This window comes from Janibacter sp. CFPM2_SD2, from assembly GCF_057364645.1.
In genome coordinates this window covers 1-13,103 of record NZ_JBNFOF010000075.1, presented here as the reverse complement: position 1 = coordinate 13,103, position 13,103 = coordinate 1, and the positions used below count along the sequence as shown (strand labels likewise).

The window sequence follows — 13,103 nt, the reverse complement described above, 5'->3', positions numbered from 1 at the left end:
CGGCCCGCTGACGGCAGCCCGGCCGCCGACGAGGACGACGACCCGGTCGGCCTGCTCGAGCGCCGCGCGCTTCGAGGTCGCACCGATGACGGTGGCGCCACGCTCGCGCAGACCCCGCCACAGGGCGATCTCGGTCGTCGCGTCGAGTGCGGAGGACACGTCGTCGGCGAGGAGCAGCTCGGCCTCGGTGGCGAGCGCCCGCGCCAGGGCGAGGCGCTGGACCTGCCCACCGGACAGGCGCACACCACGGTGACCGACGACCGAGTCGGGGCCACCGGCCGCGGCGACGTCCTCGCTCAGCCGCGCGAGGGCGACCGGCTCGTCGAAGGGGCGCTCGTGCCCGAGCCGCACGTTGTCGACGAAGGTGCCGGACAGCACCCGCGGCACCTGCGCGACGTGGGCCACCCGGCCCGGGCGCAGGGTGCGCTGCGCGTTGGTGACGGGAGAGCCGTTCCACAGCAGCTGACCACGGTGGTCGACGAGACCGGCGAGGGCCGCGAGCAGGCTCGACTTGCCGGAGCCGACCTGGCCGACGAGCAGCACGAGCTGACCGCGCTCGATGCTCAGGTCGATGTCGCTCGCGCCCACCGTGCCGTCGTCGTGCACGACGCTGACATCGCGCAGCTCGAGGCGCTGCAGCGGCTCGCGCTCGCCGGCGACCGGCGTGGGGGCGGTGCCCTCGACGAGGTCGACGCCCTCGGGCAGGTCCATGAGGTCGACACCGCCGGCGAAGCGCGCGGTCTCGACCTGCCAGGCGCGCGTGCCCGGGGCCTCGGTGACGACCATGCTCGCGACGCGGCCGAACCAGTCGAAGCCCATGACCGCGCCCGAGACGAGGATCGCGGTGCCCAGGCCCCAGCCGCCGGAGACGTGGATCCACCACGTCGCGACGACGCCGCACTGGACCATGACGAGCGGGACGGCGTCGAGCACGGCCTGCACCCGGTGCTCGCGCACCGCCGCGTCGACACGGCCACCGTCGACCTGCCGCAGGTGACGGCGGACGAAGGGGGTCGCCGCGGCGAGCTTGATCGTGCGCACCGACTCGAGGGTGGAGACGACCGCACGGCCGAAGCGGGCGCGGGCCGCCGACGCCGCTGCGGCGGAGCGGCCGGCGATCGGCCGACCGAAGGTCGCGGCGACCGCCGAGGTCACCATGACGGCGAGCAGCACGGCGCCGGCGACCCACGTGCCCGCGAGCACCGCGGTCAGCGCGGCGATGACCATGCCGTTGATGAAGTCGACCCACCGGTCGGCGTAGCGCGCGTAGCGGTCGGCGTCCATCGAGCGGGCGACGACCTCACCCGGGGGCGTGCGCGGCAGCCGCTCGGTGCGGGTCTGGCCGACGAGCACCGCCATGCGGGTGCGCAGCATGACCTCGATCCACCAGCGCGGGTAGCGGAAGAAGGCCGATGCGGTGAGGAAGGGCACGACGAGCAGGCAGCCGACGAGCACACCGCCGAGGAGGGTCGGAGTGTGCCCGGCCTGCAGGTCCTCGACGACCGTGCCCCAGACGAGCCCGGTGACCGCACCCTGTGCGCCGAGCACCGACATGAGCAGGAAGCACAGCGCTCCCGCGATGCCCCACGTCGGCTTGACCGACAGCGCGTGCGCGATGCCGCGGGCGAGCGTCGGCCCGGTGCCGACCTCGGGCAGGTCCGGGGGAGTGGTCGTGCGGCGGCGTCCGCCGACCGGGTCGAGGTCGGCGTGGTCGACGTCGGGCCCGGACGAGGGGGGCGCTCGCCCTGCGCGGACGCCGACGCGTCGACGTCGGCCTCGGCACGGCTGTCGAGCAGGAGGGTGCGGAAGGGTCCGTCCGCCTGGGCGAGCTCGGTGCGGCGCCCGTGCTGGATGACCCGACCGTGGTCGAGGACGACGACGTGCGGTGCCCGCTCGATGGTGTTGAGCCGGTGGGCGATGAGGATGCCGGTGCGCCCGACGAGCAGGCGGTCGGCGGCCGAGACGACCCGGCGCTCGGTGAGCGGGTCCATCCGGGCGGTCGCCTCGTCGAGGACGACGACGCGCACGTCGCGCACGAGCAGCCGGGCGAAGGCGACGAGCTGCTCCTCGCCGGAGGACAGGGTCGTGCCGCCGGGGCCGAGCAGGGTGTCGAGCCCGTCGGGCAGACCCTCGACCCACTCGCCGAGCCCGAGCTCGCGCACGGCGTCCTCGACGTCGGCGCGCGGGGTGTCGTCGAAGAGGGTGATGTTGTCGGCCAGGGTGCCGGCGATGATCTCGGTGCGCTGGGTGACGACGCCGACGTCGGTGCGCAGCAGCTGCAGGTCGATGTCGCGCACGTCGACCCCGCCGACGAAGACGCTGCCGCGCGGTGGCTCGACCGCCCGCGAGATGAAGGAGGCGAGCGTCGACTTGCCGGAGCCGGTGCGGCCGACGAGGGCGACCGTCTCGCCGGCGGGCACGTCGAAGGTCACGTCGCGCAGGGCGAAGCTGCCCTCGGCGTAGGAGAAGTCGAGGCCACGCACCTCGACCGCGAGCTGGGCGCCGGCGGGGACGGGAGCGCCTCCCTTCGGCTCCGGCTCGACGGCGAGCATCTGCCGCAGCCGGATCACCGCGCCGAGCCCGGCCTGCAGGTCGGGCAGGTGGTGCGAGAGCTGGCTGATCAGGCCGACGAAGGTCGAGGTGACGATGAAGAGGGTGACGAGCTCACCCACGGAGATCGCCTCGGTGACGGCGAGCGCGATGCCGGCCACGCCGATGCCCGCGAGCAGCGCGTGGAGGAGCAGGCCGGCGCGACGGGCGAGCCGGCTCTCGAGGACGACGACGTCGCAGAAGCGGGCGTGCACCCGGGCCGTGAGCGTCGCGAGGCGCTGGACCATGTGGGCCTGACCCAGGCTCGTGCGCAGGTCGTCACGCCCGGCGATGCCCTCCTCGAGAGCGCTCGCGTGGTCGGTCCAGGCGGCCTCCTCGATGACCTTGCGCCGGGCGATCTCGCCGAGCAGCGGGCGCACCGCGAGCCAGGTGAGCGCGGCCAGCAGCGGGAAGAGCAGCCACGCCGGCCACCACGTCACGCCCGCGACGATCCACATCGGCAGGACGGAGAAGGCGGTGCGGGCGAACATCCACACCTGCCACCGCATGAGGTTGCCGACCTCGTGGGTGTCGTCGTCGACGCGGTCGAGGATCTCGCCGGCGGCCTGCTCGGAGAGGATCGCGACGGGCTGGGCGAGCGCGGCGTCGAGCAGGTCGTCGCGCAGGACGCCCTCGGCCCGGTCGGACAGGCCGACCCACACGACCTTGCCGATGTTGTCGACGAGGGCGCCGCCGATGACGAGGACCGCGAGGAGCTGGACGAGGGAGGTCGACGGGGTCTCGGCGAGCCGGCCCACGACGACCGTGCCGAGGGTGAGCGAGATCGCGGCCAGGGCCGAGCACACCAGCGCCGCGGCGGCGGCGGGCGAGCGCATCCGGCGCCAGTCGACGGTGCGCTCCGGGGGCTGGGGCTCGGCGGTGGTCTGGGGCGTCGCGGCGGTCCGCTCGAGGGTCTGCGTCATGGCCTGTCAAGGCTATGTCCGCCCACCGACACCGCGCCTCCGATTTTTCGGCCCCGGTGCCCACGGTGTGGGCGTACCAATCTGCAAGACCCTAGGGTTTTGCAGAGTTGGTGGCCCGGCGGCACCCTGCTGGGGGTCGGCTCCCACCCCGCGAGACGGCCGTCCAGCGACTGGACCGGGGGTTCCGTCCACGGGCCCGGCCCGCGTACCGTCGGACGATCGGCGCCACACCCGGCTCCACCCCCCCTTCGCACCCGCGGCACCCCCACCCACGTCGTGCCCGACCTGCACCACCGCACGACCACAGGAGCCGTCATGAGCGACGAGGCCAACGAGGCACGCCGCGCCCTCCAGGAGAGCCTGGACCGCCGCGACAGCGGCGAGTGAGCGCAGCCCACAGCACCGGACCGCCCCCGCACCCTCGAGGTGCGGGGGCGGTCTGCATGTGAGACGCGGTATCAACCTCCGGACCGGCGGCATACCGTGGATCCCATGCCGCAGCTTCGATCCCGCACGACGACCCACGGACGCAACATGGCCGGTGCCCGTGCCCTCTGGCGCGCCACCGGCATGGGCGAAGGGGACTTCGGCAAGCCGATCGTCGCGATCGCCAACTCCTTCACCCAGTTCGTCCCCGGGCACGTGCACCTCAAGGACATGGGCCAGCTCGTCGCCGGCGCCGTCGAGGAGGCCGGGGGAGTGGGCAAGGAGTTCAACACCATCGCCGTCGACGACGGCATCGCGATGGGCCACGACGGCATGCTCTACTCGCTGCCGAGCCGCGAGGTCATCGCCGACTCCATCGAGTACATGGTCAACGCGCACTGCGCCGACGCCCTCGTGTGCATCTCCAACTGCGACAAGATCACGCCCGGCATGCTCCTGGCCGCGCTGCGGCTGAACATCCCGACCGTCTTCGTCTCAGGCGGCCCGATGGAGGCCGGCAAGGCGATCATCGGCGACGACGGCGAGACCTACACCCGGCTCGACCTCGTCGACGCGATGGTCAAGGCCGTCGACGACAACGTCAGCGACGATGAGATCACCGCGATCGAGCAGTCCGCCTGCCCGACGTGCGGGTCCTGCTCGGGCATGTTCACCGCCAACTCGATGAACTGCCTCACCGAGGCCCTCGGGCTCTCCCTGCCCGGCAACGGCTCGACGCTCGCGACCGCCTCGGCCCGCCGCGACCTCTTCCTCGACGCCGGCAAGCTCGTCGTCGACCTGTGCCGCGACTACTACGACGGCGACGACGAGTCCGTGCTGCCGCGCTCGATCGCGACGAAGCCCGCCTTCGCCAATGCCATGCGCCTCGACATCGCCATGGGCGGCTCGACCAACACGATCCTCCACCTGCTCGCCGCGGCGCAGGAGGCGGAGGTCGACTTCGACCAGAGCGACATCGACGCCCTCTCGCGGGTCACGCCCTGCCTGGTCAAGGTGGCGCCCAACAGCGGCGACTACTACATGGAGGACGTGCACCGCGCCGGAGGCATCCCCGCGATCCTCGGCGAGCTGCACCGCGGCGGCATGCTGGACGCCAGCGTCCGGTCCGTGCACAGCCCCGACCTCGAGACCTGGCTCTCCGACTGGGACATCCGCTCCGGCGCCGCGACGAGCAAGGCCACCGAGCTCTTCCACGCCGCCCCCGGTGGGGTCCGCACGACCGAGGCCTTCTCCTCCACCAACCGGTGGGCGAGCCTCGACACCGACAGCGAGGACGGGTGCATCCGCTCCGTCGAGCACGCCTACACGAGCGAAGGGGGCCTGGCGGTCCTCCACGGCAACCTCGCGCCGGACGGTTGCATCGTCAAGACCGCCGGCGTGCCCGAGCACCAGTGGAACTTCTCCGGTCCCGCCCGCGTCGCCGAGTCGCAGGAGGCCGCGGTCGAGATGATCCTGTCCAAGCAGGTGCAGGAGGGCGAGGTCGTCGTCATCCGCTACGAGGGCCCCAAGGGCGGCCCCGGCATGCAGGAGATGCTCTACCCCACCTCCTACCTCAAGGGCACCGGCCTCGGCCCCAAGTGCGCCCTGATCACCGACGGCCGCTTCTCCGGTGGCTCGTCCGGCCTGTCGATCGGGCACGTCTCCCCGGAGGCCGCCTCCGGCGGCGCCATCGGTCTGGTCCGCGACGGTGACGTCATCGAGTTCGACATCCCCGGTCGCCGGGTCAACCTGCTCGTCGACGACGAGGAGCTGGCCCGCCGCCGCACCGAGCAGGACGCGAAGGGGTGGGCCCCCGCCGCCCCCGCCCCCGCCAGGGTGACCCCGGCCCTGAAGATCTTCGCGAAGTTCGCCCAGTCCGCCGACAAGGGCGCCGCCCGCAAGGTCGACTGACCCCGCTCCCTCCGCGGCCCTCGCTCCCTGAGGAGGCCGCCCGCGGCCGTCTCGAAGGGCGCGGTCGTCTCGGGTGCCTCCGGACGAAGGGAGGGCTCCCGGAAGGAAGCGGTCGCGCTGGGGAAAAGTCCGGACCGCTCGTCGTGCACGTCGCGACCGTGCGAAGTCCGGACTTTTCCTTGATTCGCGCGGCCCCTTCCTTCCGGGAGCGCCAGCGAGGGGCGCCCACATGCCGGGACACGGATTTCACATGTCGGGACGCGCGCCTAGCCTGATGCAATGAGCACCGACGCAGCGCAGACCAGCTTCGACATCGCCGTCATCGGGGGCGATGGAATCGGCCCCGAGGTGGTGGCCGAGGGGCTCAAGGTCCTCGGCGCCAGCGGTGTCGACCTGCGGACGACCGAGTACGACCTCGGCGCGGCCCGCTGGCACCGCACCGGCGAGACGCTGCCGGACTCGGTCGTCGAGGAGCTGCGCGGCCACGACGGCATCCTGCTCGGCGCCATCGGCGACCCGACCGTGCCCTCCGGCGTCCTCGAGCGGGGCGTGTTGCTCCCCCTTCGCTTTGCGCTCGACCACTACGTCAACCTGCGCCCCGCCAAGCTCTTCCCCGGCGTCACCAGCCCGCTCGCCGAGCACGTGACGAGCAAGGGACTCGACTTCGTCGTCGTCCGCGAGGGCACCGAGGGCCCCTATGTCGGCAACGGCGGCGCGCTGCGCGTCGGCACCCCGCACGAGGTCGCGACCGAGGTCAGCGTCAACACCCGCTTCGGCATCGAGCGCGTCGTGCGTGACGCCTTCGCCCGCGCCCAGGCCCGCCCGCGCAAGCACCTGACCCTCGTCCACAAGCACAACGTGCTCACCCACGCCGGCCACCTGTGGCGCCGCACCGTCGAGGAGGTCGGCGCGGAGTTCCCCGATGTCGAGACCGCCTACCAGCACGTCGACGCGGCGACGATCTTCCTCGCCACCGACCCGGCACGCTTCGACGTCATCGTCACCGACAACCTCTTCGGCGACATCATCACCGACATCGCCGCGGCCGTCGCCGGCGGCATCGGTCTCGCCGCGAGCGGCAACATCAACCCCACCCGCGAGGCCCCGAGCATGTTCGAGCCGGTCCACGGGTCCGCCCCCGACATCGCCGGCCAGGGCAAGGCCGACCCGACCGCCGCGATCCTCTCCGCGGCGATGCTGCTGGACCACCTCGGCCTCGCCGACGACGCCCAGCGGATCGAGGCCGCCGTCGCCGGCGATCTCGCCGAGCGCGCGGGGGAGCGGTCCACGAGCCAGATCGGGGATGCCATCGCTGCCCGCGTATGACGTGTCCCACATGGTGGGACTACCCTGCGAGCAGACCCGCACCCCCGAGGAGACGTACCCCAGATGACCGCCGAGCTGACCTTCACGACCACCCGCAGCGACGCCCCCCTTCCTGACGCCGACCGCGAGGCCGTCCTGGCCGACCCCGGCTTCGGTTCGACCTTCACCGACCACATGGCCGTGGCCACGTGGACGAAGGGGGAGGGCTGGCACGACGGGCAGGTGCGGGCCTTCGGTCCGCTGCAGCTGAGCCCCGCCGCGGCCGTCCTGCACTACGCGCAGGAAGTCTTCGAGGGGATGAAGGCCTACCGCCACGAAGACGGCTCGGTGTGGACCTTCCGCCCTGACCGCAACGCGGCCCGCATGGCCCGCAGCTGCGAGCGGCTCGCGCTGCCCGTGCTGCCGGAGGAGGACTTCGTCGGGGCGATCCGCGCGCTCGTCCAGGCCGACGAGGCGTGGGTCCCCGCCTACGGCACGGGCGAGACGAGCCTCTACCTGCGGCCCTTCATGTTCGCCTCCGAGGCCTTCCTCGGGGTGCGCCCGGCCAACGAGGTGACCTTCTCGGTCATCGCCAGCCCCGCCGGCGCCTACTTCTCCGGCGGCCTCAAGCCGGTCAACCTCTGGGTCAGCCAGGACTACGCCCGCGCCGGCGAGGGCGGCACGGGCGACGCCAAGTGCGGTGGCAACTACGCCTCCTCGCTCGCCGGCCAGCTCGAGGGTCAGGCCCAGGGCTGCGACCAGGCCGTCTTCCTCGACTCCTCGACGCACACCTACATCGAAGAGCTCGGCGGGATGAACCTCTTCTTCGTCACCAAGGACGGCCGCCTGCGCACCCCCGCGCTCACCGGCTCGATCCTCGAGGGCGTCACCCGCGACTCGATCCTCGCGCTCGCGCCCGACCTCGGTCTGACGCCCGAGGAGTCGCGCATCGAGATCGACTGGTGGAAGGAGGGCGTCGCCTCCGGCGAGATCACCGAGGTCTTCGCCTGCGGCACCGCCGCCGTCGTCACCCCGGTCGGCGAGCTTCGCTGGGCCGGCGGCTCGGCCCCGTCCACCGGTGGCGAGGGCGGTGGCGAGATGACCCGCACCATCCGCCAGAGCCTGCTCGACATCCAGTACGGCGTCGCCGAGGACACCCGCGGCTGGATGACCCGCCTCGTCTGAGCACCTCAGCACCGCACCGAGGTAGCCAGGTGACCCCTCGCCTCATCGCCACCGATCTCGACGGCACCCTCCTGCGTAGCGACGGGACCGTCTCCGCCCGCTCGGTCGACGCCCTTCGCGCCGTCGCCGATGCGGGTCTCGAGACAGTCCTCGTCACGGCCCGCCCGCCCCGCTGGCTCGACGAGCTCGCGCACGTCGTCGGCACGCGAGGGGTCGCCCTGTGCGGCAACGGCGCCTTCCGCTACGACGTCGCCGAGCGGCGGGTCTTCGGGGTGCGCTCGATCCCGCGCGAGGTCGTCACCGAGGTCGTGCGCGACCTCCGGGAGCAGCTGCCGGGCACCGGCTTCGCCGCCGAGAGGCACAGCGGGCTCGCCGCGGAGAGCATGTTCGCCGCGATCCACGACCACCCCGAGGAGCTCGTCACGACGCACGCCATCGAGCACCTCACCGACGCCGGCGTCGGCAAGCTCCTCGCCCGCAACCCTCATCTCGACGACGAGGAGTTCATCGTCGCGGTGACCGAGATCGTCGGCGACCGTGCGGTCGTCGCCTTCAGCGGCGCCGGTGGCCTGGCCGAGGTCTCGGCGAAGGGGGTCACCAAGGCCGCCGCGCTCGCCGGCTGGTGCGCGGAGCTCGGGATCGACGCGGGGGAGGTGTGGGCCTTCGGCGACATGCCCAACGACCTGCCGATGCTCACCTGGGCGGGGCGCTCCTTCGCCGTGGCCAATGCCCACGCCGACGTCCTCGCCGCCGCCACCGACCGCGCCCCGGCCAACGACGACGACGGGGTCGCCCAGGTGCTCGAGGAGCTGCTGCGCTGAGCCGAGCGTCTCGTAGGGCGGACGCGGGATGACCGACTCGTGGGACGGTGCCATGGTGGTCGGGTGATGCCCCAGATGACGACCCGAGCTGCCACCGCAGCCGAGCTCATTATCTAGGCGCGACGAGCCACCTGCTCGTCGCGCGGACCTCCCACACCCGGGGGGTCTTTCGCTTTTCTCGGGCAGGGGACGAGACCAGCGGACGGGTCCGGAGCATCACCCCCGCCACGGACGGGCGCGACGAGCAGGTGTCACACTCCTCGAGGAGGCGAGCACGCCTCCCTTCGTCCGAAGCGAGAGATCCACATGCACGGCTTCCACGTCTACGACACGACGATGCGCGACGGCGCCCAGCAGGAGGGGATCAACCTCTCCGTCGGGGACAAGCTGACCATCGCCCGTCACCTCGACGAGCTGGGCGTGACCCACATCGAAGGGGGCTGGCCCGGGGCCAACCCCAACGACACCGAGTTCTTCCGCCGGGCCCGCACCGAGCTGGAGCTGCGCTGCGCGACGCTCGCCGCCTTCGGCGCGACGCGCAAGGCCGGCGGCTCCGCCGCCACCGACCCGCAGGTGCAGGCGCTGCTCGACTCCGGCGCCGAGGTCATCACCCTCGTGGCGAAGATGCACCCGGGCCACGTCGAGCGCGCGCTGCGCACGACGCGCGAGGAAAATCTCGCGATGATCACCGACACCGTCGCCCACCTGCGCGCCCAGGGGCGCACGGTCATGGTCGACGGGGAGCACTTCTTCGACGGCTACCAGCTCGACCGCGACTACGCTCTCGCCTGCGTGCGTGCCGCCCACGAGGCCGGCGCCGAGGTCATCGCGCTGTGCGACACCAACGGCGGCATGCTGCCCGGGCAGGTGCGCGACGCCGTCGCCGACGTCATCGAGGCGACCGGTGCGCGGCTGGGCATCCACTGCCACAACGACACCGGGTGCGCCGTCGCCAACACCATGGCTGCCGTCGAGGCCGGCGCCGACCACGTCCAGGGCACGGTCAACGCTTATGGCGAGCGCACGGGCAATGCCGACCTCATCACCGTCGTCGCCAACCTCCAGCTCAAGCTCGGCATGGACCTCGTCGAGCCCTACCGGCTGCAGGACGCCACCCGCATCGCGCACGCGGTGAGCGAGGTGACCAACTTCCCGCACTTCTCCCGGCAGCCCTACGTCGGCTCGGGGGCCTTCGCGCACAAGGCCGGGCTGCACGCGAGCGCGATCAAGGTCGACCCCGACCTCTACCAGCACATCGAGCCCAAGGACGTCGGCAACGACATGCGCATGCTCGTGTCCGACATGGCCGGGCGAGCGACGGTGGAGCTCAAGAGCCGCGAGTTCGGCGTCGACCTCGCCGGCGACGACGCGGCCCTGACCCGCGTGCTGGCGAAGGTCAAGGAGCTCGAGCAGCGCGGCTACACCTTCGACGCGGCCGACGCGAGCTTCGAGCTCCTGCTGCGGCGCGAACTGCAGGAGGAGGCGCTCGAGTACGCGCAGGTCGAGTCCTGGCGGATCATGATCGACGCCCGTGGTGGCGACGACGCCCTCTCGGAGGCGACGGTCAAGGCGGTCGCCGGCGGGCGGCGGCTGGTGGCGACGGGGGAGGGCAATGGCCCGGTCAACGCCCTTGACCAGGGCCTGCGGCAGGCCCTCGTCACCGTCTACCCCGAGGTCGAGCAGATCGAGCTCATCGACTACAAGGTGCGCATCCTCGACGCCGCCCACGGCACCGACGCGACGACCCGGGTGCTCATCGAGCACAGTGACGAGCACACCTCGTGGACGACGGTCGGCGTCGCGCCCAACATCGTCGAGGCCTCGTGGGAGGCGCTCGTCGACGGCATCACCTATGGCCTGATGCGCGCGGGTGTGCCGGTGCGCTGACCGCGGGGTCACTGAGCAAGGGAAACTGCCCCTTCGCAAGAGTTCCGAACCCTTGCCAAGGGGCAGTTTCTCGGGTCGCCCGAGAATCGATGGGCCCATGTGACGACGGGTCAGCCCGCCACGTGGCCGAAGCGGTGACGGGTGGTGCTCACCGCCTGCTCCCGGACGAAGGGGAGGACCTCACGTCGTCCCGTGGCCAGGACCTCGCCGGTGATGACGTCGACGCCTGCGGCGACGAGCTCGTCGACGAGCGCGGGGAGGCAGGCGCCCACGGTGCGCACCCGCACGTCCGCGCTGCGCGACGCGCGGGGCGACGAAGGCCGCGTCGTCCTCGCGCACGACCTGCACGTGACCGATGCTGCCCCGCAGGTCGAGTCCCGGAGCCGCCGAGACGACGACGTGGGCGCCGGTGAGGGTGGCCGCGGCGACGAGGCGCACCAGCTCGACGACCCGCGTGCCGTCGCCGGCGCGCACGAGCACTCGCGGGTGCGGGCGGTAGCGGAAGACATTGGACTCCACGACGAGGGCGCTCTCGTCGTGCTCGACGCCGAACTCATCGGCCCACGCGGCCGCGTCGCTGGCGAGCGCCGCCTCGAGCCAGGCCCGCTCGTCGTCGCCGACGGAGGAGCCGAGGGTCGCGAGCTGGGCGTCGACGGTGCTGCGCACGGCGGAGGTGACGGGCGCCCCCTTCGTCGGCAGGCCGGTGCCCGTCCACGTGCCGAGCTGGGCGACGTAGTTGGGGCCGCCGGCCTTGGCGCCGGGGCCGATCGAGCTGGCCTTCCACCCGCCGAAGGACTGGCGGCGCACGATGGCGCCGGTGATGTGCCGGTTGACGTAGGCGTTGCCGACGGCGACCGTCTCGGTCCAGTGGGCGATCTCGCCCTCGTCGAGGCTGTGCAGGCCGCCGGTGAGGCCGAAGTCGGTGGCGTTCTGCAGCTCGATCGCCTCGTCGAGAGAGTCGGCGCGCATCAGGCCGAGGACCGGGCCGAAGACCTCGGTGAGGTGGAAGAAGGAGCCCGGGCGCACGCCGTCCTTGACGCCCGGCGACCACAGCCGGCCGGTGTCGTCGAGCTGGCGCGGCTCGACGAGCCAGGTCTCACCCGGCTCGAGCGTCGTGAGGGCGCGGCGCAGCTTGCCGGTCGGCGCCTCGATGACCGGACCCATGCGGGTGCCGAGGTCGGCGGGCCAGCCGACGGCGATCGACTCGACGGCGTCGACGAGCTGGCGGCGGAAGCGCTCCGACGTGCCGATCGACCCGACGAGGATGCCGAGGGAGGCGGCCGAGCACTTCTGGCCCGCGTGACCGAAGGCCGAGCTGACGAGGTCGGCGACCGCGAGGTCGATGTCGGCGGAGGGGGTGATGACCAGGGCGTTCTTGCCGGAGGTCTCGCCGAGGACGCGGGCGCCGTGCTCGCGCCCGGCGCGCCAGCCGGCGAAGAGCCGGGCCGTCTCGCTGCGCGGTGAGCACGACGGCGTCGACGTCCTCGTGCGCGACGAGGTGCTGGCCGACCTCGTCCTCGTCGGTGCGCACGACGTGCAGCACCTCGCGCGGGATGCCGGCGTCGTGCAGGGCGGCGACGGTGACCTCGACGCACACGGGCGTCTGCGGGGCGGGCTTGATGACGACCGAGGACCCGGCGGCCAGGGCCGCGAGGACGCCACCGATCGGGATGGCGACGGGGAAGTTCCACGGCGGCGTCACGAGCGTCAGGGCGAAGGGGGTGAAGCTCGCCCCGTCGACCATGGCCCCGCCCTCGAGCTCGAGGGCACGGTCGGCGTAGTAGCGGGCGAAGTCGACCGCCTCGGAGATCTCGGGGTCGGCCTCGGCGACGGTCTTGCCGGCCTCGGCGGCCATGACCGCGAGGATCTGCTCGCGCCGGGAGTCGATCTCACGAGCAGCCTTGCGCAGCAGGTCCGCCCGCTCGGCGGCGGGGCGTGCCGCCCAGCCCTCGTGCGCGGTGCGCGCCCGTGGCGACGACCTCGTCGACCGCGGCGGTGCTCGTCAGGTGCGGGGGGAGGGTCGGGCTCCCGGCCCGGGGGGCGGCGGGCGACGGCG

The 13,103-nt window shown here is 72.8% G+C and carries 8 protein-coding genes and 1 pseudogene; 5 read left to right on the top strand and 4 right to left on the bottom strand.

Annotated features, from left to right (window positions below; translation table 11 throughout):
• Positions 1-711, bottom strand: a 711-nt coding sequence (locus tag AC2W7J_RS08960) for an ATP-binding cassette domain-containing protein (RefSeq protein WP_485982146.1), incomplete at its 3' end; no start/stop codon positions are given.
• 497 nt (positions 712-1,208) lie between these two features.
• Entirely contained in the window at positions 1,209-3,512 is a 2,304-nt protein-coding gene (locus AC2W7J_RS08955) for an ABC transporter ATP-binding protein (protein WP_485982144.1), read from the bottom strand.
• Positions 3,513-4,004: 492 nt separating this feature from the next.
• Between AC2W7J_RS08955 and ilvD the strand changes: the two genes are divergently transcribed.
• The 5 genes from ilvD (at position 4,005) to cimA (ending at position 11,047) form a co-directional block, all read left to right on the top strand.
• Complete coding sequence (gene ilvD / locus AC2W7J_RS08950) at positions 4,005-5,849, top strand: dihydroxy-acid dehydratase (protein ID WP_485982143.1); 1,845 nt, start codon at positions 4,005-4,007, stop codon at positions 5,847-5,849.
• 279 nt (positions 5,850-6,128) lie between these two features.
• Complete coding sequence (locus AC2W7J_RS08945) at positions 6,129-7,175, top strand: 3-isopropylmalate dehydrogenase (RefSeq protein ID WP_421006915.1); 1,047 nt, start codon at positions 6,129-6,131, stop codon at positions 7,173-7,175.
• A gap of 63 nt (positions 7,176-7,238) precedes the next feature.
• Positions 7,239-8,339, top strand: coding sequence for a branched-chain amino acid aminotransferase (locus tag AC2W7J_RS08940; RefSeq protein ID WP_485982142.1), 1,101 nt, complete (start codon positions 7,239-7,241; stop codon positions 8,337-8,339).
• 29 nt (positions 8,340-8,368) lie between these two features.
• Complete coding sequence (locus AC2W7J_RS08935; RefSeq protein WP_485982141.1) at positions 8,369-9,160, top strand: HAD family hydrolase; 792 nt, start codon at positions 8,369-8,371, stop codon at positions 9,158-9,160.
• A gap of 306 nt (positions 9,161-9,466) precedes the next feature.
• A complete protein-coding gene (gene cimA / locus AC2W7J_RS08930) occupies positions 9,467-11,047 on the top strand; it encodes a citramalate synthase (protein ID WP_255185699.1) in 1,581 nt (526 codons plus the stop codon).
• 180 nt (positions 11,048-11,227) lie between these two features.
• Here the strand turns inward: cimA and AC2W7J_RS08925 are convergent, their stop codons facing one another.
• Together AC2W7J_RS08925 and AC2W7J_RS08920 are read right to left on the bottom strand one after the other, a co-directional pair.
• Positions 11,228-12,409, bottom strand: a complete 1,182-nt coding sequence (locus AC2W7J_RS08925; protein ID WP_485982145.1) for an aldehyde dehydrogenase family protein — start codon at positions 12,407-12,409, stop codon at positions 11,228-11,230.
• Between the two features lie 148 nt (positions 12,410-12,557).
• A pseudogene (locus tag AC2W7J_RS08920) lies at positions 12,558-12,956 on the bottom strand (aldehyde dehydrogenase family protein); the annotation flags it as partial.
• Positions 12,957-13,103 lie beyond the last annotated feature (147 nt).